This window comes from Shewanella sediminis HAW-EB3 (assembly GCF_000018025.1).
Lineage (GTDB): Bacteria > Pseudomonadota > Gammaproteobacteria > Enterobacterales > Shewanellaceae > Shewanella > Shewanella sediminis.
The window spans coordinates 4,228,078-4,253,672 of sequence record NC_009831.1; the positions used below are offsets into that span (position 1 = coordinate 4,228,078).

23 protein-coding genes, 1 tRNA gene and 1 rRNA gene are annotated in these 25,595 nt (G+C 45.2%); 19 read left to right on the top strand and 6 right to left on the bottom strand.

Going from position 1 to position 25,595, the window contains the following annotated elements:
• Nucleotides 1–87 precede the first annotated feature (87 nt).
• The 5 genes from SSED_RS18165 to SSED_RS18185 all read left to right on the top strand — a co-directional run bounded on the left by SSED_RS18165 (nucleotide 88) and on the right by SSED_RS18185 (nucleotide 5,243).
• Nucleotides 88–1,131 carry a PhoH family protein gene (locus SSED_RS18165; RefSeq protein WP_012143806.1) on the top strand — a complete coding sequence of 348 codons (1,044 nt, stop codon included), beginning with the start codon at nucleotides 88–90 and terminating at the stop codon, nucleotides 1,129–1,131.
• Nucleotides 1,121–1,597 carry an rRNA maturation RNase YbeY gene (gene ybeY / locus SSED_RS18170; protein WP_012143807.1) on the top strand — a complete coding sequence of 159 codons (477 nt, stop codon included), beginning with the start codon at nucleotides 1,121–1,123 and terminating at the stop codon, nucleotides 1,595–1,597. The genes SSED_RS18165 and ybeY overlap by 11 nt, the downstream gene beginning before the upstream one ends.
• A gap of 26 nt (nucleotides 1,598–1,623) precedes the next feature.
• Nucleotides 1,624–2,499 (top strand): CNNM family magnesium/cobalt transport protein CorC, encoded by an 876-nt coding sequence (gene corC / locus SSED_RS18175; RefSeq protein WP_012143808.1) that lies wholly within the window; start codon nucleotides 1,624–1,626, stop codon nucleotides 2,497–2,499.
• 40 nt (nucleotides 2,500–2,539) lie between these two features.
• Nucleotides 2,540–4,099 (top strand): apolipoprotein N-acyltransferase, encoded by a 1,560-nt coding sequence (lnt, locus tag SSED_RS18180; RefSeq protein ID WP_012143809.1) that lies wholly within the window; start codon nucleotides 2,540–2,542, stop codon nucleotides 4,097–4,099.
• Between the two features lie 247 nt (nucleotides 4,100–4,346).
• Nucleotides 4,347–5,243: a GGDEF domain-containing protein gene (locus SSED_RS18185; RefSeq protein WP_012143810.1), complete on the top strand. Its 897-nt coding sequence runs from the start codon at nucleotides 4,347–4,349 to the stop codon at nucleotides 5,241–5,243.
• A gap of 155 nt (nucleotides 5,244–5,398) precedes the next feature.
• Here SSED_RS18185 and SSED_RS18190 read toward each other — a convergent pair whose 3' ends face one another.
• Nucleotides 5,399–7,267 carry a methyl-accepting chemotaxis protein gene (locus SSED_RS18190; RefSeq protein ID WP_012143811.1) on the bottom strand — a complete coding sequence of 623 codons (1,869 nt, stop codon included), beginning with the start codon at nucleotides 7,265–7,267 and terminating at the stop codon, nucleotides 5,399–5,401.
• A 388-nt stretch (nucleotides 7,268–7,655) separates the two neighbouring features.
• Nucleotides 7,656–8,156, bottom strand: a complete 501-nt coding sequence (locus SSED_RS18195; protein ID WP_012143812.1) for a zinc ribbon-containing protein — start codon at nucleotides 8,154–8,156, stop codon at nucleotides 7,656–7,658.
• A gap of 121 nt (nucleotides 8,157–8,277) precedes the next feature.
• On the opposite strand from SSED_RS18195, the gene leuS reads away from it, so the two are divergent.
• The 14 genes from leuS (at nucleotide 8,278) to lipA (ending at nucleotide 22,904) form a co-directional block, all read left to right on the top strand.
• The gene (gene leuS, locus SSED_RS18200) at nucleotides 8,278–10,869 is read left to right on the top strand and encodes a leucine--tRNA ligase (RefSeq protein ID WP_012143813.1); all 2,592 of its coding nucleotides are present in this window, start codon (nucleotides 8,278–8,280) and stop codon (nucleotides 10,867–10,869) included.
• A gap of 137 nt (nucleotides 10,870–11,006) precedes the next feature.
• The gene (locus tag SSED_RS18205; protein WP_012143814.1) at nucleotides 11,007–11,501 is read left to right on the top strand and encodes an LPS-assembly lipoprotein LptE; all 495 of its coding nucleotides are present in this window, start codon (nucleotides 11,007–11,009) and stop codon (nucleotides 11,499–11,501) included.
• A 67-nt stretch (nucleotides 11,502–11,568) separates the two neighbouring features.
• On the top strand, nucleotides 11,569–12,609 hold the full coding sequence (holA, locus tag SSED_RS18210; RefSeq protein WP_012143815.1) for a DNA polymerase III subunit delta: 1,041 nt from the start codon (nucleotides 11,569–11,571) through the stop codon (nucleotides 12,607–12,609).
• A 201-nt stretch (nucleotides 12,610–12,810) separates the two neighbouring features.
• Entirely contained in the window at nucleotides 12,811–13,446 is a 636-nt protein-coding gene (nadD, locus tag SSED_RS18215) for a nicotinate-nucleotide adenylyltransferase (protein WP_012143816.1), read from the top strand.
• A 116-nt stretch (nucleotides 13,447–13,562) separates the two neighbouring features.
• Nucleotides 13,563–13,892 carry a ribosome silencing factor gene (gene rsfS, locus SSED_RS18220; protein WP_012143817.1) on the top strand — a complete coding sequence of 110 codons (330 nt, stop codon included), beginning with the start codon at nucleotides 13,563–13,565 and terminating at the stop codon, nucleotides 13,890–13,892.
• On the top strand, nucleotides 13,892–14,362 hold the full coding sequence (gene rlmH / locus SSED_RS18225; RefSeq protein ID WP_012143818.1) for a 23S rRNA (pseudouridine(1915)-N(3))-methyltransferase RlmH: 471 nt from the start codon (nucleotides 13,892–13,894) through the stop codon (nucleotides 14,360–14,362). Before rsfS ends, rlmH begins: the two co-directional genes overlap by 1 nt.
• 82 nt (nucleotides 14,363–14,444) lie before the next feature.
• Nucleotides 14,445–16,301, top strand: coding sequence for a penicillin-binding protein 2 (mrdA, locus tag SSED_RS18230; protein WP_012143819.1), 1,857 nt, complete (start codon nucleotides 14,445–14,447; stop codon nucleotides 16,299–16,301).
• Nucleotides 16,298–17,404 carry a rod shape-determining protein RodA gene (gene rodA, locus SSED_RS18235; RefSeq protein WP_012143820.1) on the top strand — a complete coding sequence of 369 codons (1,107 nt, stop codon included), beginning with the start codon at nucleotides 16,298–16,300 and terminating at the stop codon, nucleotides 17,402–17,404. Before mrdA ends, rodA begins: the two co-directional genes overlap by 4 nt.
• A 191-nt stretch (nucleotides 17,405–17,595) precedes the next feature.
• Nucleotides 17,596–18,615 carry a lytic murein transglycosylase B gene (mltB, locus tag SSED_RS18240; RefSeq protein ID WP_012143821.1) on the top strand — a complete coding sequence of 340 codons (1,020 nt, stop codon included), beginning with the start codon at nucleotides 17,596–17,598 and terminating at the stop codon, nucleotides 18,613–18,615.
• Nucleotides 18,602–19,399 carry a septal ring lytic transglycosylase RlpA family protein gene (locus SSED_RS18245; RefSeq protein WP_012143822.1) on the top strand — a complete coding sequence of 266 codons (798 nt, stop codon included), beginning with the start codon at nucleotides 18,602–18,604 and terminating at the stop codon, nucleotides 19,397–19,399. The genes mltB and SSED_RS18245 overlap by 14 nt, the downstream gene beginning before the upstream one ends.
• Nucleotides 19,400–19,559: 160 nt before the next feature.
• A complete protein-coding gene (locus SSED_RS18250) occupies nucleotides 19,560–20,732 on the top strand; it encodes a serine hydrolase (protein WP_041421790.1) in 1,173 nt (390 codons plus the stop codon).
• 138 nt (nucleotides 20,733–20,870) lie between these two features.
• Nucleotides 20,871–21,137: a DUF493 family protein YbeD gene (ybeD, locus tag SSED_RS18255; RefSeq protein ID WP_012143824.1), complete on the top strand. Its 267-nt coding sequence runs from the start codon at nucleotides 20,871–20,873 to the stop codon at nucleotides 21,135–21,137.
• A 149-nt stretch (nucleotides 21,138–21,286) separates the two neighbouring features.
• Complete coding sequence (gene lipB, locus SSED_RS18260; protein ID WP_012143825.1) at nucleotides 21,287–21,946, top strand: lipoyl(octanoyl) transferase LipB; 660 nt, start codon at nucleotides 21,287–21,289, stop codon at nucleotides 21,944–21,946.
• A complete protein-coding gene (gene lipA / locus SSED_RS18265) occupies nucleotides 21,939–22,904 on the top strand; it encodes a lipoyl synthase (RefSeq protein WP_012143826.1) in 966 nt (321 codons plus the stop codon). Before lipB ends, lipA begins: the two co-directional genes overlap by 8 nt.
• A gap of 58 nt (nucleotides 22,905–22,962) precedes the next feature.
• Here the strand turns inward: lipA and rimI are convergent, their stop codons facing one another.
• The 4 genes from rimI to rrf form a co-directional block, all read right to left on the bottom strand.
• Nucleotides 22,963–23,424 carry a ribosomal protein S18-alanine N-acetyltransferase gene (rimI, locus tag SSED_RS18270; RefSeq protein WP_012143827.1) on the bottom strand — a complete coding sequence of 154 codons (462 nt, stop codon included), beginning with the start codon at nucleotides 23,422–23,424 and terminating at the stop codon, nucleotides 22,963–22,965.
• Entirely contained in the window at nucleotides 23,421–23,765 is a 345-nt protein-coding gene (locus SSED_RS18275; RefSeq protein WP_012143828.1) for a hypothetical protein, read from the bottom strand. Before SSED_RS18275 ends, rimI begins: the two co-directional genes overlap by 4 nt.
• Before the next feature lie 246 nt (nucleotides 23,766–24,011).
• Nucleotides 24,012–24,088 (bottom strand) — tRNA-Trp (locus SSED_RS18280).
• Nucleotides 24,089–25,376: 1,288 nt separating this feature from the next.
• A 5S ribosomal RNA gene (gene rrf / locus SSED_RS18290) occupies nucleotides 25,377–25,492 on the bottom strand.
• Between the last annotated feature and the right edge of the window lie 103 nt (nucleotides 25,493–25,595).

Sequence of the window (25,595 nt, forward strand, 5' to 3'; positions counted from 1 at the left end):
TTAAGAAAAATTCAGTTAGCATTTCTTAGTGTTGACTCGTAAACTGTGAATATAGAAAGCAGATGACAATTGCTAATTGGAGTTATTTTGTCTAACAAGTTAACGACGCTGAACCTCTATTTAGAGCCAGCAGATACACGTAGATTAATCTCCCTTTGTGGACCATTCGATGACAATATCAAGCAACTTGAACGCCGTATCGGTGTCGAGGTAAGCTACCGGGATAATCATTTTCAAATCGTCGGACAAGCCAGAAATTGCCTCATCGTCAATAATCTATTGAAAACACTTTATATAGAGACTCAAGCAATCAAAGGCAGTACTCCGGATCTTGAACCTGATGCCGTTCATTTAGCAATCCAGGAAGCCGTTGCATTAGAAGCCGAAGCGCCAAGAGACGAAAAAGAGCTCTATATTAAGACTAAGCGCGGTGTCATCAAGCCTCGAAATCCAAATCAAAGTGATTACGTCGCTAACATAGTTCGTCACGATATTACCTTTGGGGTTGGGCCTGCCGGTACAGGAAAAACTTTTCTTGCCGTGGCTGCCGCTGTCGACGCCCTGGAACATCAAGAGGTTCGTCGTATATTACTGACCAGACCTGCGGTTGAAGCCGGCGAAAAATTGGGTTTTCTTCCGGGCGATCTCAGTCAGAAGGTCGACCCTTACCTTCGCCCACTTTATGATGCCCTGTTCGAGATGTTAGGATTTGAAAAAGTAGAGCGCTTAATTGAGCGTAATATCATTGAAGTGGCCCCTCTTGCCTACATGCGTGGTCGCACACTCAATGACGCATTTATCATCTTAGATGAAAGCCAAAATACAACGGTTGAACAGATGAAAATGTTCCTCACTCGTATTGGCTTTAACTCCAGAGCCGTGATCACTGGCGATATCACTCAGATCGATCTTCCTAAGAGTCAAAAGTCGGGTCTGCGGCACGCTATTGAAGTGTTAAGTGAAGTTGATGAGGTGAGTTTCAACTTCTTCCAGGCTAAAGATGTCGTTCGTCATCCCATTGTAGCCAGAATTGTTGAAGCCTATGAAGAACACGAGCAACGAATTCAAGTGGCTAAAGCTAAGAAAGATAGCCAATATAAGCTTCAGGGAACCCCGGAAAATGAACACTAGCCAAGCAGAAATTGAATTAGATCTCGATCTACAGCTCGCTATAGAAAATAGTCAGTTACCGAGCAAACAAAATTTTGAACTTTGGGTGCGTACAGCACTCCCAAAGACTATGGCTGAAGCCGAATTAACGATTAGAATCGTCGATGAAGCTGAGAGTCAGGAGTTAAACTCGACATACAGAGGAAAAGATAAACCAACAAATGTGCTATCTTTTCCTTTTGAGGCGCCACCGGAGATTGAAATCCCACTATTAGGCGATTTAATAATCTGTGCACCCGTTGTCGAACTCGAAGCATTGCAGCAAAATAAACCCCTACAAGCCCACTGGGCTCACATGGTTGTACATGGTTGTCTGCATCTGCTAGGGTATGATCATATTAACGATGCCGAAGCCGAAGAGATGGAGTCTTTAGAGACTCAACTAGTTGAAAGTTTAGGTTTTAACAATCCTTACAAGGAGCAATAATTGGCCATAACTGGTCAGGAAAAACTATGAGTGACGATATCCCCCCCAGTACCAGCGCCCAAAAAAAGGGCTGGTTAGAAAAAGTAAGCCAGTTGTTTCAGGGCGAACCTCAAAGCCGTGATGATCTTGTTGATGTAATACACGATGCGGAGCAACGTGAAGTTATCTCTGAAGATACTCGCGAAATGATCAAAGGTGTATTAGAGGTATCTGATCTACGAGTCAGAGACATCATGATTCCGAGAGCGCAAATTGTTGCACTTCAAATTGATAACACGGTGGCAGAGCTCCTCTCTACAGTTATTAGTTCGGCACACTCCCGCTTTCCCGTCGTTAATGAAGATAAAGATCATATAGAAGGCATTTTACTGGCCAAAGATCTGCTTCAATATGGGTTTAAAAACAACGAAGAGCCTTTCTCATTAGGACAAGTGATTCGTCCGGCTGTTGTTGTCCCAGAAAGCAAGCGAGTCGATGTGTTGCTTAAAGAATTCCGCTCTCAACGATATCATATGGCCATTGTGGTCGATGAATATGGCGGGGTATCGGGTCTGGTTACCATCGAAGATATCCTCGAAGAAATTGTCGGTGAAATCGAAGATGAGTTTGTCCACGACTCTGCAGAAGAAACCGAGATCCGTAAGGTGAGTAAACAGGTCTATATGATCAAAGCGCTAACGCCTATCGAAGATTTCAATGAAGAGTTTCAAACCAAATTCAGCGATGAAGAGTTTGATACTGTCGGTGGCTTGGTCTCACATGCATTTGGCCATCTTCCCGAGCGAAATGAGAAGGTGAGCATTGATGGGATTGAATTTACCGTGATTAGCGCCGATACACGCCGATTACTGCAACTCAGAGTTAAACTCCCCGATCCAAATACCGAAGAGAAAACGGCATAACGCACTCTCTTACACGGTAACTATTTTTGATGAGGCTGGAATGCTGAATAAACTTCGGGCATTCGCCCATCATTCTAAAATTCGTCTGGTGCTGGCATACTTTGCCGGTGCCAGTACGGCTCTTGCTTTTGCCCCCTATGCGATATGGCCGATATACCTGTTAGCCATGATCTTTGCGTTGCACCAAAGCCGCTGCCTATCAGCAAAAGCTGGATTTTCTTATTGGTTAAGTTTCGGCTTCGGGTGTTTCTCTGTCGGCATTAGCTGGGTCCATGTGAGTATGGACAAGTTTGGTGGATTGCCACTTATTGCCTCGATAGGCTTAATGGCCCTGTTAGCTCTCTATCTTGCCATTTACCCTGCCATTGCTGGTTACCTCATGCAAAAGCTTGCTCCAAACGCAGCTTTAATGAGGAACATTATTCTTTTTCCTGCTTTATGGACCCTAACTGAATGGGTGAGAGGCTGGATGTTAACCGGTTTCCCCTGGCTGTGGGCCGGTTATTCACAAACAGAGGGACCAATAAAGGAACTTGCCACCGCCGTAGGCGCATTAGGCCTAAGCTACCTTATCGCTATGCTGGCCGGAGCATTAGCACTGTGTCTGCAGAAACAATTTAGAAGCGCAGTCATCCTTATCCCCCTGTTAATCATTGCCACTTATCTCGCTCCTAAGCTTTCAACAATCGAGCCAAAAGATGAGTCTGTAAGAGTTGTATTAGTGCAGGGCAACATTCCCCAGAGTATGAAATGGGACCCCGATGCACTTTGGCCGACGATGAGTAAGTACATGGACCTGACCAGGCCTGAACTCAATGCAGATATTATCATCTGGCCCGAGGCCGCTATTCCGGCCCCGGAATATATGGTCTCCGAGTTTCTTGATAATGCAAATAAGGTCGCTAACCTTAACCAGAGTGCAATTATCACAGGCATCATCAGCCACCAGCAGGATAGTTTCTATAACTCTTTAATTGTACTCGGTAACCACAATGAAAAAGTGCAAATTCAGGCGAACTATCTAGGCGATGGCACAAATGAGTTTAAGAAACATCACCTGCTTCCAATCGGGGAGTTTGTGCCATTCGAGACGCTGTTAAGGCCCATAGCGCCTCTTTTCAACTTACCTATGTCCTCCTTCGCCCGTGGCCAGTACCAACAACCAAACCTCAATGCCTTGGGACACCAGATTGCCCCCGCTATCTGTTACGAGATCGCATTTCCCGAACAGTTAAGGGCCAATGTTAATCAGGATACAGAGCTTTTACTGACCGTATCAAACGATGCCTGGTTTGGCACCTCTAATGGTCCCTTGCAGCATATGGAGATCGCGCAGATGCGCTCCATAGAGTTGGGCAGGCCCTTGGTTCGCGCCACCAATAACGGTTTAACAGCTGTCGTCAACGAGATGGGTAACATTACCCACCAGCTACCTCAGTTTGAATCGGGGGTGCTCGTAGCTGATATTCCACTGGTAAAAGGTCAAACCCTGTTTGCGCTATGGGGCCAGTGGCCGGTACTGATATTATCGGGCTTATTATTGCTAGTTGGGATCGGCCGAAGCAGGTTCCCCCTCTCTTCACGCAGTAAAAATATCTGAATAGCCTACCGAATTACTGACAACGTTCACTCGTAGTTGTGGCTGGTTAACATAACCAGCCACATTTGTAAGTAAAATGATCAAGTTTTGAGTCCCGTCACTTTTCTGTTTAATCCATCTGCTACTCTAAAATCGTACCCCCGGATATTTGTCTGTGGAGCCAAGGAAGATATTCACAACGATATTGAAAACAACTCAAGGTTCAAGCGTTTTTCAAGTTGAAGTGACGCCTTAATAAGGACTCAATTTGTACGATATTTTACCTGTTTTAGGAAGTGGTCTCGTTATTTCCGGCGCCCTTTTGCTGGCAATGGCTATCGCACCGGTATGGAAAATAGTTCGGCAGTTACCAACTGGCGGATTACGGTACAGCTGGGGGTTTCTTATCCTGCTGATCCTGATTTTCATTGCAGGCTATGTTATATACGCAAAGTTCAGTCCGGTTCAATTTTCTCAACTCTTCGATCTGGTCGTGCCTATCATCTTCTTTGGCGGTGCTATTTTTGTTTTTGTTGTCTGTAGCCTCTCCCTCAGAACCACCAGAGATATCATGCAGAACTACGCCCTCAAACAGGAAAATATCACCGACTCACTGATGGGGATCTTTAACCGTCGCTACCTGGATCGCCGACTCAAAGATGAGACAGAAAGGGCATTAAATTACTCTCAACCGCTCTCCATCTTTCTAATCGACATCGATCATTTCAAGCAGGTCAATGATAACTATGGGCATCAGGTTGGTGACCTGGTGTTGAAAAATATTGCCCAACTGATCAAGCATTCGCTCAGAGAGTCTGATGTGCTTGCCCGTTTTGGTGGTGAAGAGTTTGTCGTCATTCTCCCTCGGACCAAGGATTCGACATCCTATACTCTCGCTGAACGACTCAGGCATGTCGTGGAAGACTTTCAGCTAACGCTACCAGAAGAGTCTGATAAAGACTCACTATCGATATCAGTCACTGTGAGTATTGGTGTCGCCGGGCTGAATGCTCAGTGTAAAGACTGCCAATGTCTTATTGAAAATGCAGACAGAGCACTCTATCAGGCAAAACGAAATGGCCGAAACCAGGTGATAACGAGTAAGAGTGGCAAAACAGACACAAAGATGAATGGGGGCCTGATTGGAGCCCCTGAGCCACGATAGCCAGAGTCCAGTCCAAATACTTTCTTATACCGATTGCTATTATACCTTCCTGGGATCCGTTGCCGTTGGATTTTCTTTACCCATGTATTAATCGCAAACAAAAAAAATGCCGACACCATTCCAAAAAAGTGCCGGCATTATTAGTGTCACGCTAATTACACGATAAACTGATTCAATAGTTCCTCTTGTTGCTTAACATGATCCAACTGCGCACTCATCGCCTGATTTGTCTGCTCGGTACTATCTGAAACCTGCATCGACAGATCTCTGATATTGGAGGTGTTCTTATTCATCTCCTCGGCTACTTGGCTCTGCTCCTCTGCGGCACTGGCAATCTGCAAGTTCATATCGGTTATCTCTTCGATACTCTTACGGATCTCGCTGAGGGTTTCATTCGCAGCTTTGGCTTTTTCAACGGTTGTGACCGTTGTTGTACGGCTTTCATCCATTACATTTACAACGGCGGCCACACCAGACTGCAACTTCTCAATTTTCTCTTTAATTTCTGAAGTCGACTCCGTAGTACGTGCGGCTAGGCTACGAACCTCATCGGCAACGACGGCAAAGCCTCTTCCCGACTCACCGGCCCTTGCGGCTTCGATTGCCGCGTTAAGTGCCAGCAAATTAGTTTGACCCGCGATCTCATTAATGACGCCGAGTATTGACTCGATACTCACTGTATCCGTTTCCAGCTCTTTAACGACCACCACAGCCTCTTCAATCTGCTGAGAGAGATGCTCGATAGACTCAGTTGTCTGCAGCACGGCCGAGGCACCATCGCTCACGGCATTATCGGCTTGTTGAACCGCATAAGCCGCACCTTGAGCATTATTGGCCACATCTGAAGCCGTTGTCGCCATCTCATGCATCGCAGTGGCTAACTGTTCAACCTCTTGGGTTTGCAAACTCATCGAGTGCGTCACTTCACTGGCCCCTCTCGCCGTGGTTTCGGTACCTAGGCTGACCTCCCCTCCGATCAACTTAACTTGCTGGATTAGTTCCTGCAGCTTGATAGCAAAATTGTTGAAGTTGCCGGCCAGGGTGGCAAATTCGACATCAGAATCTGTACTCAAACGACGGGTAAGATCTCCCTCTCCCGTTGCGACATCGGCCATAGCTTCATTTAACACTTCCAGAGGTCTCATCAAACGACTGATAATTCCGCTCATGACTATTATCGCTATGATAAGTGACAACACTGAATACAGAATCGCTGCATTTCTAAGTTCATCGGCGGCAGCATAAATAATGCTTTCATCCAAAACAATGCCCAGAGTCCAGCCCAGACCCGATAGAGGACTGAAGATCACTGCATGCATCTGTCCATCAATCTCTACTTCACCAAACTCCTTGCTAGTATCCAAGCGCTCACCAAAAAATTGGTCCATCGCACGTCCATTCTGTGCAGCCTCAGGATGCGCGATAAACTCACCATCGTTACCCACTATAAACGCATAACCGGCACCAAATAGGTGCGCCTCATTACTGATCTCTGCCAGACTCTTAAGGCTGACATCGGTAAAAAGTGCACCTTTAAATTGACCATTTTCGTATAAAGGGGCTGCGGTAGATATCATTATCTCACCGCTGGAAGCATCGGCATAAGGTGCTGTAAACAATTGTTTATTATTACTTTTAGCTTCCTTGTACCACATCCGTTGACGAGGGTCATAACTCGCGCCGGGATCCCAGTTAGGATCGTTTCCTACAAAGTGACCACTCTCCAGGCCCATACCCGCCAAAAGAAAGTGTTTCTTTATTACCGCTTGCCCTAATATTTCAACGAAATGCTCATCTGATAGATCTTCCTGTAACAGTGAAACCGCATAGGCTGTTAGATCCGCCTTTTCAGCCATGACAGCTTGAATGTTACTGTTCATCGAACTGGCAAGCTCAGAAACACTACTGTTCACCTGATCATTAATCTGCTGTTTTATTTGAATATATTGATATCCTGACAGACAACCCAAGGACAACATCAAAATTAAACTCACAGCCATCACAATCTTATGTACAAACTTCATTCTAACTCCCCCAAGAGATACGAATGGCTTTGCAAATGACAACGCGCCGCCTTTTAACTAAAAAATAACAGACCCACACAGAATAACCACAGTAAAGTTAACAAACTACAGTACAAATATAGTAAAGATTAATCACATCATGGTTATTCATATCAAATGAATTCAATTAAATAGATAAAATTGAGTAAAAAGAGCGGTATTGGGACCGATAGCAGAAGAAAACGACTAGTAATTTGGGTCTATGACGCAGGAATTTGGCAGGTAAGCAGCTAATAATGACTTTAGATCATATTCGTTTATAGAGAACTCATAAGCCATGATGTCCCTTCAAGCATGTGTTAAATAACACATGCTTACTTAGTTCAGATAAGTAACGGAGCTAATATCTCTATGGCGCTAATGCTTCACGGGTAAACTCCCCCTTATCACATTGAGGGCAGTCAGGGATCACACCCGGGAACTCGATTCTCATCTCATGTCCACAGTTGGTACATACCATGATGCCCTGCCCCACAATCTCGCCACTCATGTAATGACCCTGATGCTTAAAGTCTTGAATAACTTCATGCCATTCAATCTGACTCCTATCGGTAATTCCACTCAACCAATGCCAAAGGGTACTTTCTACGGTGATCATGGTCGGACTATGACTGAGGTCGGTATCATTTTTTTCTTGAAGGTAAGCCGCTATATCACGTTTTAAAAATTGTTCGACTAAAGCTAACTCATTAGCTTTTGCTCGATCTTTTAAAGAAAGGTACTCCTTACTGCTAGTGACGATGTTAAATAACTTCTTTACAGTCATAGTATTATCGTCAGAATAATCAGATTTTACTTGTGTAATTAAGGCTTCATAAAGCGCTAGTAACTCAGTACTTTTTTTACTCATACTCAATACTCCTTCAACTGAACCTTTTTAATGACTCACTTCTAGTTTATTCTATGCAGATCTAACTCGCGCGGTAAGTGCGCAAGATCAAATAAATGGGCGGCATGGCCGGGAAATATTGATGCAAGAGCAATATAAACCTTCAGAAATTGAAGCTAAAGTGCAGCAGCACTGGCAAGACAAAAAAACATTTGAAGTCACCGAAGACGAAAACAAAGAGAAATTCTACTGTCTCTCTATGTTTCCTTACCCTTCTGGCCGGCTACACATGGGTCATGTTCGTAACTACACCATAGGTGACGTTGTCGCTCGTTACCAGCGACTTCAGGGAAAAAATGTATTACAGCCTATAGGTTGGGACTCATTTGGTCTTCCTGCTGAAAACGCTGCGATTAAAAACAACACAGCCCCGGCGCCTTGGACATACGAAAACATCGATTACATGAAAAACCAGCTGAAAATGCTGGGTTTCGGTTATGACTGGAGCCGTGAGATCGCAACCTGTACCCCTGAGTATTATCGTTGGGAGCAGTGGTTTTTCACTAAGCTTTTTGAAAAAGGCTTAGTCTATAAGAAAACGGCTTCGGTCAACTGGTGTCCGAACGATGAAACCGTTTTGGCTAACGAACAGGTTATCGATGGTTGCTGCTGGCGTTGTGATACAACGGTAGAGCAAAAAGAGATCCCACAGTGGTTTATCAAGATCACTGAGTATGCAGACGAACTCCTTAAAGATATCGATCAGTTAGACGAATGGCCTGAGCAAGTTAAGACCATGCAACGTAACTGGATTGGACGCAGCGAAGGCATCGAGATGACTTTCGGCGTTGTCGATAGCGAAGAGACATTCGATATCTACACCACGCGTCCGGATACTGTAATGGGTGTAACTTATGTTGCCATTGCAGCAGGTCACCCGCTTGCAGAAAAAGCAGCAGCAAACAACTCAGAGCTTTCCGACTTTATCGAAGAGTGTAAAAACGCCGATACTACCGAAGCCGCTATGGCTGCGATGGAAAAGAAAGGTGTTGCTACTGGTCTGTATGCCACTCATCCACTAACCGGTAAGCAAGTACCTATCTGGGCCGCTAACTTCGTATTGATGAACTACGGTACAGGCGCTGTAATGTCAGTCCCAGCTCACGATCAACGTGATTATGAGTTTGCGACTAAATACGGCTTAGCTATCGAAGGCGTTATTAAGCCAAGCGATAGCGACTTAGACATCAGCGAAGAAGCTTACACAGAAAAGGGCGTATTGTTTAACTCAGGCGACTCTTTTCCCGAGCTGGATGGCCTGGACTTCCAAGACGCTTTTGATGCCATCGATGCCAAGCTATCGAGTGAAGGCAAGGGTAAGCGTCAGGTAAACTTCCGTTTACGCGACTGGGGTGTCTCCCGTCAGCGTTATTGGGGGGCACCTATCCCTATGGTCACGCTTGCTGACGGTACAGTCGTTCCTACACCGGAAGATCAACTGCCTGTCATTTTGCCTGAAGATGTGGTCATGGATGGAATCCAAAGCCCAATCAAGGCTGACAAAGAGTGGGCTAAAACTCAGATTAATGGCCAGGAAGCGTTCAGAGAGACAGATACCTTCGACACTTTTATGGAGTCATCTTGGTATTATGCGCGTTACTGTAGTCCACATGCCGATGAGATGTTAGACCCGGCTAAGGCTAACTACTGGCTGCCGGTAGATCAGTATATCGGTGGTATTGAGCATGCGTGTATGCATCTGCTTTACTTCCGTTTCTTCCATAAATTACTGCGTGATATTGGTTTAGTTAACTCTGATGAGCCAGCGAAGCGTCTATTGACTCAAGGTATGGTATTGGCCGATGCTTTCTACTATAACAACGAGAAAGGCGCGCGGGTTTGGGTTGCTCCGTCAGATGTGACCGTTCAGGAAACTGACGAGAAAGGCCGCATCCAAAAAGCCGTTGACAGCGAAGGTCATGAGCTTGTCTATACCGGTATGAGCAAGATGTCTAAGTCTAAAAACAACGGCATTGATCCTCAAGTGATGGTAGATAAGTACGGCGCCGACACCGTGCGTCTGTTTATGATGTTTGCCGCGCCACCTGAGCTGACGCTTGAATGGCAAGAGTCGAGTGTTGAGGGTGCACATCGCTTTATTAAGCGTTTGTGGAAAGTCGCCCATGACCATGTTGCTAAAGGCGCCACTGCTCCGTTAGACGTTAAAACTCTCGATACTAAACAGAAAGAGCTACGTCGTGAACTGCACAAGACCATAGTTAAGGTCGGTGATGATATTGAACGTCGCCAAATGTTCAATACAGCCATCGCCTCCGTGATGGAGCTGATGAATCGTCTTCAGAAAGCACCAACTGAAACTCAGCAAGACCGTGCTCTGATGCAAGAAGCACTTTCTGCAGTTGTCCGTCTGCTTTACCCTATCATTCCACACACTAGCTTTAGCCTGTGGAATGATCTTGGGAATGAAGAGAACATCGAAGATGTGCGTTGGCCTGAAGCCGATCAGTCTGCACTCGTTGAAGATAGCAAGCTAATTATCGTTCAAGTCAACGGTAAACTGCGTGCCAAGATCACCGTTCCAGCCGATGCGACTAAAGAGGTTGTTGAGGAACAAGGTTTTGCAGAAGAGGGTGTGATTAAACATACCGAAGGTAAAACCGTTCGCAAAGTTATCTATGTACCGGGCAAATTGCTCAACATCGTGGCTAACTAGTCACTTCACTTACATGGAAAAGTGCCTAACATATACGAATTTAGCGCATATGTTTCGCAATTATAATGACACTGAGCGTTTTGCTCAGTGTTATTACTAATAAGTGACTTCACTTACAAGGAATAAACGCCTAGCTTATGCTAATTAGACGCATATGTTTCGCAATAATGGCATTGAGCATTTTGCTCAGCGCCGGTTGCGGCTTTAAACTTCAGGGAAGCTACTCTATCCCAGAGCAGCTAAGAACCCTGCACCTGAGTAGTCAAGATGAGTATAGCGAGCTCACTCGTCTGGTACGTGAGCGCTTACGTCTTCACAGTATTTCACTTGTGGATGAATCTGACGAAACGCCTACCTTGAATATTTTGCGGGACTCACTGGACAGATCGACCCTCTCCCTTTACCCAACGGGTAATGTGGCTGAATATGAATTGACCTATCACGTAACATTCGCAGTAAGCTTACCGGAAGGTGAGGCACAGACATTCGAAGTCGATATTCAGCGGGATTACCTCGATGATCCACGCACTGCGTTAGCAAAAAGCCGAGAGATGGAGCTACTCTTAAAAGAGATGCGTATCCAGGCAGCAGATCAGATGATACAGACACTCGCATCGATAGAGATAAATTGATGGCCTTTTCAGCATCAGGTTTACAGTTCCACTACCTGCGCTCATTTTTTTATATTGAGGTTTATTGATGAGGGTCTACCCGGATCAGCTAGCCCGTCATCTCAAACCGCTGCAACAGTGCTACCTCATATTTGGCGATGATCCTTGGCTATGTGAAACAAGTCGAACCCAGATCTATGCTCAGGCTAAACGTGATGGTTTTGAAGAGAAAGTTCAGTTAACACAAGAGAACAATTTTAACTGGAATGAGTTAGTTGACGAATGGCAGGCGATGAGCTTGTTTTCGAGCAGACGAGTCATCGAGCTCACACTTCCGCAAGCCAAACCCGGCAGCGAAGGTGGCACTATTTTTCAACACTTAATGCAGATGGAAAATCCAGATGTTCTGTTGATAATAACGGGTCCCAAACTCGCAGCAGAGCAGACAAAGAGTAAATGGTTTAAGACTCTGGACGCTAAAGGCGTCTACATCCCCTGCGCAACTCCCGAAGGTCAGCAATTTCAGCGCTGGCTCGATGGCCGCATCAGTCACTTTAAGTTGCTATTGACTCGCGATGCCAGAGAGATGTTATTCAGCCTTTACGAAGGAAATTTACTCGCAGCCGACCAATCATTACAACTGCTCCAGCTGCTAAGTCCCAACACTGAGATAAACAGTCAACAACTCGAGTCTTATTTCGAAGATCAATCGCGATTCAGTGTGTTTCAGCTCACCGATGCCATGTTATATAATCATCAGGACAAAGCCCAACATATCCTTTCACAGCTAAAGGCTGAGGGAGTTGCCATGCCGATAATTATGTGGGGAATATTTAAGGAGCTAGCGATTTTACTGCAGCTAAAGAGTGCGCTTGAGAGTCAACAATCGCTTCAAACTCTTTGGAGCAAGCTCAGGATCTGGGATAAGCGTAAACCTTTATACCAAGCTGCACTTAACAGGCTGACGCTCACTCAAATTGAGTCTTTGCTCTGCGGGGCATCTGCCATCGAATTAAAGCTCAAACAACAGGGAATGGAAGACTGGACAGGTATGAGCCATCTATGCCTGCTGTTTGACCCTAAAGCACATGCTCGCTTATCCCATATTGAACTCAACGAATGGAGCTAAGTTAATCATGCGTATCGGTATACCTGACGGCACCTTCGACCTCACGAAAGCACATGCTAGCTTGGTCCATATTGAAGAACTCAACGAATGGAGCTAAGTTAATCATGCGTATCGATATACCTGACGGCACCTTCGACCTCACGAAAGCACATGCTAGCTTGGTCCATATTGAAGAACTCAACGAATGGAGCTAAGTTAATCATGCGTATCGGTATACTGGGCGGCACCTTCGACCCTATTCATTTTGGTCACATTCGCCCGGCCCTCGAGGTGAGAGACAAGCTGAATTTGGATAGGGTATGGTTGATGCCGAACCATATCCCGCCTCATAAGGCGTCAACATGTGTGAGTACAGAGCAGCGACTCGAGATGGTTCAACTTGTCTGTGACCAATATGATGAATTTGATCTTTGTGATATTGAAGCCAAACGCGACACTCCATCTTATTTAGTGACAACACTTAAGCAGCTCAGAGATGAACATCCGAATGATGAATTCTACTTTATCATGGGGATGGACTCGCTCGTATCACTGCCGACCTGGTACGAATGGAGATCAATATTTACATTGTGTCATATCGTCGTTTCAGAGCGCCATGGCTGGTGCTTAAACCCGGATAGCGCTATCTACGAAGAATACGAGCATAGGTTAACCTCGACCAATCAAATCCCCTCCCAAAGTACCGGACTCATTATCCCGATAGAGATAGCCCCGCAACCCTATTCCTCTACAGAAATTCGTCATCAACTGTTTAATGGCATCATTCCCGAGAATGCGCTCCCAAGTAAGATTATTAAATTTATTCAACATAATAGCCTTTATCAAGCGCCGGCTTAATTCCCTCTTCACAACTCCTGCAGGGGAAATTACCATTCTCTATCACCAATCGCTTATGAGATTTGCCATAACCTGTTATACTACTGCGCTGTTAAAAATTTAATGAGGTATTCCGCGTGGATAGCGCCGAGCTAAAGCAATTTGTAATCGATAAAATCGAAGATTTAAAAGCCAAAGATATTGTTACATTAGAAGTATCTAACCAGTCAAACATCACCGATTACATGGTGGTTTGTTCTGGAACATCTAAAACTCACGTTAAAGCAATCGCTGAAAATGTAGTGGTTGAATCTAAGCGTGCCAAGCTACACATTTATGGTGTTGAAGGCCGTGAGAGCAGCGAGTGGGTATTAGTTGACTTAGGTGATGTAATTCTTCATGTCATGCAAGACAAGACTCGTGATTTTTACGAACTTGAGAAACTTTGGTCAGAAAAACCAGCTTAATGAAGTTACAGTTAATCGCAGTTGGCACTCGTATGCCAGATTGGGTCACCACAGGTTTCCAGGAATACCAACGTCGTTTTCCCAGAGATATGGCACTCGAACTGGTTGAGATCCCTGCGGGGAAAAGAGGCAAGAATGCCGATATTGCTCGAATTCTTCATAAAGAAGGCGAGCAGATGTTGGCTGCTATTCCCAAAAGTAATCATATCGTAAGCTTAGATCTTCCGGGCAAAACCTGGACGACACCAGATCTTGCCACTCAACTTGGTAAGTGGCAGTTAGATGGGCGAGATGTGAGCCTGCTCATTGGTGGACCCGAAGGTCTTGCCCCTGCTTGTAAACAAGCAGCATCTCAAAGCTGGTGCCTATCCGCTTTGACTCTACCCCATCCATTAGTCAGAGTTGTTGTCGCCGAAAGCCTTTATCGAGCTTGGAGCGTCAACAATAATCACCCTTACCATAGAGAGTAGGTGTTCCTGTTGGGACCTAAGCTAGTTAGCTAAGGACAAGGCTATGTGTCAATCGCTTATATCTAAGCTGGAGAAAGTGTAAGTGGCGCCAAAGAAGCGGATAACTATGCATGACCACGCAGCGGAGGCATCGCTTTTCAAACGAAGAGCATTGTTTACATTCGCTTGCGTCGTCATTTTGTTGGGAATATTACTGACAAACCTCTATCACCTGCAAATACTCTCTTATACCGACTACGAAACTCGTTCTAATGATAACCGTATCAGAGTTGTACCTGTCGCGCCGAGTCGAGGCCTGATATTCGACCGCCATGGCAAGCTCTTAGCTGAAAATCAGCCTTTCTTTTCCTTAGAACTCATCCCTGAGAAAGTAAAAGATGTCCCCGCAGTACTGGCTGAATTAAGTACGCTTATCCCACTGTCTGCCGATGAGCAGGAAGATTTCCAAAAGTCACTGAAATATCACAGACGTTTTAAGCCGTTAACGCTAAAGAACCGCCTGAGCGAAAGTGAAGTCGCACTGTTCAGCGTCAATCGTCATCGATTTCCAGGTATATCTGTGGTTGCCGGACTAAAACGTCACTACCCTTACAACGGAATGATGACCCATGCATTAGGTTATGTAGGAAGAATTAACGACCGAGATCGAGCAGCATTACAACGTAATGACCTATGGAAAAATTACGCAGCAACCAAATACATAGGTAAGCAAGGTATCGAGAAGTTCTATGAAAATCTGCTTCATGGTCAGCCAGGTCATTTAGAGGAAGAGGTCAATAATCGAGGCCGCACAATTCGAACTCTAAAATCAGTTCCGCCGGTACCGGGTCAGGATATCTACCTGACTCTAGACTTACAGCTACAAGAAAAAGCCGTTGAATTGTTAAATGGACGCAGGGGCTCTGTCGTCGCTATCGACCCTCGTGATGGCGGAATATTGGCTATGGTGTCGAGTCCTACCTATGACCCGAATCTTTTTGTACACGGGATCAGTACCAAGGCATACAATGAGCTACTCAACTCTCGCTCCCGCCCTCTGATTAACCGAGCGACCCAAGGACAGTATGCACCAGCTTCGACAGTTAAGCCCCATATCGCATTACTCGGGTTGGAAGATAAAACAATCACAGAAAAGACCCGAGTCTGGGACCCCGGCTTCTGGCAGATCCCCGGCGTCGAGAGAAAGTACAGAGACTGGAAACGCTGGGGACATGGTTGGGTAGATGTAAATAGCGCCTTAGTCGGCTCTTGCGATACCTACTTTTATGAGCTTGCCTATAAAACAGGTGTAGATAAGATTGCTAACTTCATGCAACCCTTTGGTTTTGGTGAGCGAACCGGCGTCGACATTTTTGAAGAGTCGGCGGGCATCATGCCATCGAAAGATTGGAAGCGCATGAGGTACAACCAACCTTGGTATATCGGAGATACCATCTCTGTAGGTATCGGTCAGGGCTACTGGACCACAACACCATTACAACTCGCCAACGCTGCAGCGATTATGGCGAACAAAGGCAAACGCTTTGTGCCACATCTGTTGAAATCAATAAAAGACAGCACGGCAAAAATTAACTCTCCCGTCGATGAGATGGCACCGATTGAGCTTAAAGACCCTAAAAACTGGGAGATCATCAATAATGCGATGAGAGATACGGCTCATAAGAAACGATTCAAAGATGCGACCTATACTGCCGCGATGAAAACCGGTACGGCTCAAGTTATCAATGTGGCCGCAGATGCAAAATATGATGCAGATAATATCGATGAACACTTGCGAGATAACGCATTAGTCATTGCCTATGCCCCCTTTGAAAATCCCAAGGTTGTATTGGCCGTGGTACTTGAAAATGCGGGCTGGGGTGGCGCTAATGCGGGGCCAGTTGCCAGAGCTCTGCTGGATGAATATATGTTACGAGATAGCTGGGAGTCGATTCAATGAGTACGCAGAACCATAGACCAAATATTTGGCAGCGTCTCCATATCGATCTCCCACTCTTATTCGGCATTCTTACCTTGATGGGATTCGGCCTGTTCGTCATCTATTCTGCAGGCGGTGAAGACTTGGCCCTGATGGAACGGCAACTGGTTCGAATGGGCTTATCATTGGTGATCATGTTTGTGGTTGCTCAGATTAACCCGGAAGTACTCAGACGCTGGGCCTTTCCCATCTATCTGGCCGGGATTGTCTTGCTGCTGGGAGTGCACTTTTTTGGTGAGATAAACAAGGGGGCACAAAGGTGGCTAAACCTTGGCTTCATGGAGTTTCAGCCGTCGGAGCTTATCAAACTCGCCTTTCCTATCACTATGGCTTGGTACATAAGTAAATTCCCACTTCCGCCTAAGAAAAGATACTTAGCCGGTGCAGGCGTTATCTTACTTATTCCGACACTCTTGATTGCCAAACAACCGGACCTTGGAACCTCTATTCTCGTCGCGGCTTCGGGGATCTTCGTGTTGTTTTTATCGGGGATGAGCTGGGCAATTGTTGGTACCTTCATCGGTGGTGTCCTCGCCATGCTACCTGTCTTGTGGTTTTTTCTGATGCATGACTATCAACGAACCCGGGTACTTACTCTACTCGACCCTGAAAAAGATCCTTTGGGCGCTGGCTATCATATTATTCAATCGAAGATCGCAATCGGCTCGGGCGGGATGTGGGGTAAAGGTTGGCTTGACGGTACACAGTCGCAACTCGAGTTTCTCCCGGAACGTCATACAGACTTTATTTTCGCCGTTATCGGTGAGGAATTTGGTTTAATCGGTAGCTTACTGTTACTTGCCATATACCTCTATGTCATCGGCAGAGGCCTTGTTATTGCATCCCGAGCACAAACCAGTTTCGCTCGACTGTTGGCTGGCAGTATAACCTTAACCTTCTTCGTTTATATTTTTGTTAATATCGGCATGGTTTCGGGTCTGCTACCTGTAGTCGGTGTTCCCCTGCCCTTAATTAGTTATGGGGGCACGTCTATGCTAACTTTGATGACTGGATTTGGTATCTTAATGAGCATACATACACACAGGCGTTTTATCGACAGATAAGAGCGATGAGTACCTGTCGATATCTACCGTTTTTTTGATGAGCAACAAAATGCTTCATCGACAATTAAGGCAGGTCAGTTAGTATCGTTAGTTAGTATAGAAACATAACAGCTTAGAGTCCCTTTTCTGGGTATCAGAGGGAATGCTCGATACCCGACTCTAAGCATTTTAAATGAATAGGGATTCTTTAAGTGAAAATATCTTCTAAACTACTGGCACCACTGCTCTTGGCCACACTATCTTTCGGCACTTCTGCAAATGCCAGCGGTTCCAGGTTAGCTCCGGATGAGGCGAGTGCAGCGACATTAAAATCTGAGTTTTTACAGACTCAATTAGCCTTAGGCTTTTCCGAAAAAGAGGTAGAAACTTTTCTTGCTACGGCCAAATTTGATCAAGCAGTTATTGATGCGATGACTAAGCCTTGGGAAGCTAAACCTTGGCATCAGTACTACCCCATTTTTCTCACAGAAAAACGCTTGAATGCCGGACTCGATTTTTGGCAGAAACATGAAGTCACGGTGAGTCGAGCGGCCAAAGAGTTTGGTGTAGACCCGGAAATTATTATCGCGATTATCGGTATTGAAACCTTCTACGGTGGCTATATGGGCAACTACCCTGTCGTCGATGCCCTGTATACATTAGGCTTTTATTACCCCCCAAGGGCAACATTTTTCAGAAAAGAGCTGAGTAACTTACAAACTCTGACGAAAGAAGAAAGGCTTGATATCAATAACCTAAATGGCTCCTATGCCGGCGCCATGGGTTTCGGGCAATTTATTCCGTCCAGCTATCGCCATTACGCAGTCGATTTTGACAATGACGGACAAAGAGATCTGTTGAACAACCCGGTCGATGCAATCGGCAGTGTCGCAAACTACTTTCATCAACATGGCTGGGTCGAAAAGGCCCCGGTAGCGATACCGCTAACCATGTCTGCCGAATTGCCCTCAGATTTAAAAGTATGGGCAGGTGAGCGTTTACATTACCAGGTGTCGGATATTCTATCTCCATCTGTTTCCTTAGCTGAGTCCATTGACCTGGATATTTCCCAGCCCGCCTTGGTTATAGATCTAGAACAGGATTTAGGCAGCGATTATTGGCTGGGTTTAAATAACTTTTATGTGATCACTCGCTATAACCGCAGCCCATTGTATGCAATGGCAGTTTATCAATTCAGTCAGAAACTAAAGAAAGCTCATGATACTCAATAAAAACACCAGATGGGTAATATCCCTATTTTTCGCACTCACACTCTCTGCATGTTCGAGCTCTAACGGTGGGCGTTATGATATGGCGAATGATAAGGCACCGAGCAGCGCACCGGATGTAACCAGAGTCGAAGATGCCCATCCTAAATACGAACCCTATAGCCGTGGAGGGAATAAGAAGAACTACACAGTGCTTGGAAAAGGGTACCAGGTGATGGACTCGGGCAAAGGGTATCAAGCAACGGGCATTGCCTCATGGTACGGCTCCAAATTTCATGGACATTTGACCTCTAATGGCGAAACGTACGACATGTACTCTATGTCTGCAGCCCACAAAACACTTCCTTTACCCAGCTATGTCAAAGTGACGAATCTGGATAACAGTAAACAAGTTATCGTGAGAGTGAACGACAGGGGCCCCTTTCATGAGGGGCGGATCATAGATCTCTCATACGCGGCAGCGCACAGGCTGGACGTACTAAAAACGGGGACGGCAAAGGTAGAGATAGAGGTCATTTATATCGAAAACCCAGAATCTATCGCACTTGCCGAACTGAAAGAGACGAAGTCACACTACATTCAGATATTAGCCTCTTCGAATAAAAAGAAGATCGATGCACTTGCTAAAAACCTTGAAACGAAATACCTGATCAAAACCAGACTCGTGTCGGCCAATAATCTGTACCGACTTCAGTTGGGGCCAATAGGACAACGCCAAATCGCGACCAAACTGAATGATAAACTAAAGAACGATGGGTATCCCCAAAGCTACCTGATCTCTGAGTAGGTTCATTGAAATATTTATACTGTGCCATTGGCTTTGATATCGCTATGGCGCCAATTTATAAAGATTAATGAACCTTCACTGAATTAGTTTGTCGACTAATGATATACTCTCACGAGTTTTGATTTCCCGAATATAACCAAATAAGATGCGCCTTATTGATATGAATTTTTTTAATCGCCCTTTAAAAACACTTATCCTTGCGACCACGGTCGCTTGTTCTTTCGCTTATGCCGCCCCGGTCGTTACCCCCAACGCACCAACAGTTGCCGCAAAAGCCTTCATCTTAATGGATTACAATACTGGACAAGTCATAGCAGAAGAAAATGCCTATGAAAGCTTAAACCCAGCAAGTTTGACCAAGATGATGACCAGTTATGTTATTGGTCATGAAATTAAGGTCGGAAATATCTCACCTGACGATAAAGTCACTATCAGTAAGAAAGCCTGGTCGAAAAACTTCCCAGACTCTTCGAAAATGTTTATCGAAGTGGGTAAGCAAGTTACTGTCGATGATCTCAATCATGGCATCATCATCCAATCAGGTAACGATGCATGTGTTGCCATGGCAGAGCATATTGCTGGTACAGAAGATGGCTTCGTCGATCTGATGAACTCATGGTCAAAGCAACTTGGCATGGAAGACAGCTATTTTGAAAACTCTCATGGTCTGGATTCTGAGAACCACAAAACTACAGCCTACGATATGGCGCTTTTAGGTGCAGCACTTATCCGTGATGTACCTGAAGAATATGTATTATATAAAAAGAAATCTTTCACTTACAACAGTATCAAACAGTATAACCGTAATGGACTGCTGTGGGATAAGAGTATGAATGTCGACGGCATTAAGACCGGTCATACGTCTGGTGCTGGTTACAACTTAGTCACTTCTGCAACTAAGGATGGCATGCGTTTAGTTGCAGTTGTAATGGGCACAAAAAGTGAGTCAGCTCGTAAAGCTGAAAGCAAAAAAATTCTAAACTATGGATTCCGCTTCTTCGAAACTATTACTCCTTATAAAGCAGGCGAAAGCTTCGTTACTCAACAGATCTGGTACGGTGATAAAGAGTCTGTAGACTTAGGTGTACTCACAGACACACCAATCACGATCAGCCGCGGTCAGGCTAAAAACCTACAGGCAAACTTCGAGTTAACTAAAGAGCTTACGGCTCCATTAGCCAAGGGCGAAACTGTCGGACGGATCTTCTTCCAGCTTAACGGTAAAGATATTGCTCAATTCCCGCTTGTAACACTGCAGGAAGTTAATGAGGGAAGTTGGTTTAGCAAGTTAATGGATTACTTCAAGCAGATGTTCTCAGGCTGGTTCAGCTAAGAGTTGAGATTGAAGTGATAGCTCAAGCCACCTCAGGGTGGCTTTTTGCATTTTATCCCTATTCACCTTGAAATAGGTATAATTGACACCATATATAGAAGCAAATAGCTCAATACTAATCGGCAAGAGAATACAGTTATGTTAGATACAAAATTTGATGAACTCATGGAGTTTCCATGTGCATTTCCATATAAAGTTGTAGGTGACGCCAGTAGCACGCTTGCTGATAGAGTTGTGGAAGTCGTTCAACGACATGTTCCTGGCGACTATGCGCCGACATCCAAAACCTCGAGTAAAGGAACGTACAACTCAATCACTATTAGAGTTACGGTGCAAAGCAAGGAACAGGTTGAGACCCTTTATACCGAACTTGCTGCCATTGAAGGTGTTAAACGCGTTCTTTAACATTAGCCATCATCTGTAGACGCCTGTGCGTTTAACTGAATCTCATACTCCTGTGAGAGAATGCAAATCAGACTAAATGTGATCTAGCTTACATTTATTGAATAGAAGCGTATAATGTCCGCCATTATTGTTTAGGGGAGAGGTTGCCCTTGTCAGAAAGCACTTTACACGTCAGATATCTTGGTAAACAAGACTACGAATCGGTATGGCATGCGATGCAAGACTATACCGATAATCGAGACGCCTCTAGTCCGGATCAACTTTGGATCGTTGAACACCCACCTGTTTTCACCCAAGGACAAGCAGGAAAAAGTGAACACATTTTAAATCCGGGTGATATCCCAGTCATTCAGGTTGATCGTGGCGGACAAGTGACTTATCACGGTCCCGGTCAGCTGGTTGCTTACCCGCTAATCAATATCAAAAGGCTAAAAATTGGTGTCAGACAGTTGGTCACCGATATTGAAAACAGCATTGTGCAGATGCTAGAAGGCTATCAGGTCAAAGCTTATGCAAAAGCCGACGCGCCAGGCGTGTATGTTGATGAGCGTAAAGTTGCATCATTAGGACTTCGAATACGTAAAGGTTGCTCCTTTCACGGACTAGCCCTTAATGTCGATATGGATATGAGCCCATTTCAGCGTATCAACCCATGTGGTTACGCAGGCTTGGAGATGGTGCAGTGCAAACAGTTAGGTGGCCCTCAAACAGTTGAAGAAGCTGGCGAACGGCTAGTTAAAACTTTTAGCCACAATTTAGGTTATCAGAATCTAATTCACCATCAAGGATTATCAGAGTCATATGAGTAGGCCAGAAAGATTACAACCAGGTGTCAAGCTTAGGGATGCAGATAAAGTCGCTCGTATCCCTGTAAAAGTGGTTCCCTCTGAACGCGAAACAATGCTGCGTAAGCCTGATTGGCTCAGAGTAAAATTACCGGCATCCAGCCAACGTATCGATGACATAAAAAAAGCGTTACGTAAAAATGAGCTTCACTCAGTGTGTGAAGAGGCATCATGTCCGAACCTTGCCGAGTGTTTTAACCACGGAACGGCAACATTCATGATATTGGGCGCGATCTGTACCCGACGTTGCCCGTTTTGTGACGTTGCCCATGGACGCCCATTGAAGCCGGATGCTAATGAGCCTAAGAAGATGGCTCAAACTATCAAAGATATGAAGCTTAAATATGTAGTGATCACATCTGTCGATCGAGACGATCTTCGCGATGGTGGAGCACAGCATTTTGCCGATTGTATCCGGGAAATTCGCTTACTTAATCCGAGCATAAAAATTGAGATCTTAGTTCCAGATTTCCGAGGCCGTATCGATGCTGCTCTGGACATTTTAGCGACTGAGCCACCGGATGTATTCAATCACAACCTTGAAACAGCGCCGATGCATTACCGCAAAGCGAGACCAGGTGCGAATTATCAATGGTCGTTGGATCTGCTCAAGAAGTTCAAAGAGCGTCATCCTGATATACCGACTAAATCAGGTTTGATGATGGGCTTAGGCGAGACCAACGATCAGATAGCCGAGGTATTAAAAGACCTACGCGCTCATAACGTTGAGATGCTTACATTGGGCCAGTACCTGCAACCTTCAAAGTTCCATCTTCGTGTTGAGCGCTATGTCCCGCCAGCAGAATTTGATGAGCTTAGAGAGTTTGCCGAGAGCATCGGCTTTACTCATGCAGCTTGTGGCCCTATGGTTCGGTCAAGCTACCATGCCGATCTTCAAGCTCAAGGCAAAGAAGTGAAATAAAGCATTTACTTCAAACAGATTAAATAGCGTCGTTGAGAAATCAACTGACGCTATTTTTTTATCTACTGAGCTTAAGCTCCATCAAGATTGCGTCTTCACTCCCCTCTTCATTTTTATAGTAACCTTTACGGCGTCCGGCCTCTTTAAACCCATCTCTAATGTATAAGGCTCTTGCCGCTACACCAGACTCTCTGACCTCGAGGAAGAGTGTCTCTGCCCCCCCGTCACGCGCAGATGCTATAACATGCTGTAATAACAGGTGACCAAGACCTTGACCTTGAGATTTTGGGTGTATGCAGATATCCATGAGTGTCGCATCTTCAAAAATTTGATGAAGAATAGCAAACCCTTGTAACTCACCATCTAAATAAACGCCTATTGAGCGATATAAAGGTCCAAAGCAAGTTTCAATAGTGGAGAGACTCATAGGGTAAGAATGTGCAAGGGAGGCGATATGAGCCATCACAGGACATACTGTGATATCCAGGATGGAAAACTGTGGAGTTAACTCGTTCCTCACTTACTCATCTCCTGTTGAGCAACAATCATATTCCAGAGTTCCCGTTTACTTTGTGCGACCTTCTCGAGTTCACTCAAGGGAGCCGAAGTCAGCATGGCATTTGATCTGGGAAGTTTTACCCTACGCATATCCCAAATAACCTCTGAGCCTTTGGGTAATGAGGTTGTAAATTTGCAATGAGTATAGGGACACTCGATTAATGACAGCACAGTAGAGATGATTGGATGAGCCTCTAACTCTTGGGAGACCTTATCGACCAAGATAACATAAGCTTGTTTAACCTCAGTCCCCTGGCTCCACCTCGAAATTCCCATTGCATCCAGATATGCCGACTTTTCCACGCTAATGTCACTTAAATATTTGAATATGATGCCTACTAGGATACCAGTTTCTTAATATTGTTTTCAGCACATATAAGCATGAATATTTGAACCCACGATAGAGAGCAAGTTTCAACCGAGGCATTAGTTAGCTGATAGAACAGAAGCCATAGGCTAAGAGCTGGTATAGATACATAAAGCATGAGAGATGACTGACCAAACGCCAGATGCGAAAAAGCCGAGCTAATGCTCGGCTTTCTCTTAATGTGGCAGGGGTAGCAAGACTCGAACTCGCAACCATCGGTTTTGGAGACCGCTGTTCTACCAATTGGAACTATACCCCTGTTGACGAGACGCATTATGCTTAAACTCCCCCAAAAGGTAAAGTACTATTTGTGATAAAACCGCTTAACTGCGGCTTTTTCAGGCACAAACGACTTTAATGATTTATTTTTAAACGAAACTTTAAAAAATTAACATTAGTTAATACTAAAGGACATTTATACCGCAATAAGCACTGGCCATAGTTAACCAATAAAAATGAAAGTCGCTGATGCATTTTTGTCCTTTACTATGCAGATATATTTAAAAATTCAAATTAAGTTTCCGCCTTGCCGGCTCTATTGTCCGAATATGAAACGAGCCAGCCGGTCCTACACAATCGAACAATGCATATCCCCCATGTAGGAGCGTGCTTCAGCCGCGAAGCTTGTATTACAAATGAGCCATTCCCGGCTAAAGCCGGTCCTACACAATCGAACAATGCCCATCCCCCATGTAGGAGCGTGCTTCTGCCGCGAAGCTTATATAACGAAATAAGTTATTCCCGGCTAAAGGCGGTCCTATAGAATCGAAAAATGCCCATCCTCTATGTAGGAGCGTGCTTTAGCCGCGAAGCTTTCATGCTCATGGCAACCTTGCATCGAGGCATTTGGAAATCCTAAACATCAGATGGTGGAAGTGTGGATATTAAAGGAGCTGTTATCGGCGCGACGTCGGCTCTTTATAAACCAATGTGGCATTCATGCCTGCATAAGTGGAGAAGTCCGCTGCAAAACCAAGCAAGGCGCCTGTCATGGTCAGCTTCGAGCTGAGCTCTCCGCGTCATCAAGCTACGCTTGATAAGCGCAAGGGCTTCACCCTATGACCCACATGGATGTAGGGAAGTGTCGATTATGCAGGATGTAATTATCGACCTCCACAAGGATATATAGCATGCTTCGCATGCACTATTTATCTCCCCATTCTCGAGTGGTCATTTTCAATAGTAACTCTCACATGGGGCGAAGAGGTTGCGCTTAATGTGCGAAGTACATTGCTACCTCGTAGCGCGGAGAAGCTTGTCTTCGAAGCTGGGGACCCCGCTCAGCGGCGGAATTGAATCGTGGGAAGTGCTTTTGTAACCTGCAACAAAGGCGCCTTCAATGCCCAGCTTCGAGCAAAGCTCTCCGCGTTCAGCTCCAGCATCAAACTTCGTTTGATAAGCACAGGGGCTTCCCCCTACTATCACATGGATAAGATGCATGCTTCGCATGCGCTATTTACTTCCCCATGTTCGAGTGGTCATTTCAAAAAGCCGTTAAACGAAAAAACCCCCAACACGAAGTGCTGGGGATTTATCGTTTATTAGGCGCCTGGAAATGACCTACTCTCACATGGGGAGACCCCACACTACCATCGGCGCGATTGCGTTTCACTTCTGAGTTCGGGATGGGATCAGGTGGGGCCACAATGCTATGGTTTCCAGACTAATTTGGTAAAATTTAGAAAGCTGTCTATCTAGAATCTTCTAAATAGCTCTTAAATAAGTTGAGTCACACTAAAATCAAGTACTGTATTCTTTTGAAGTAA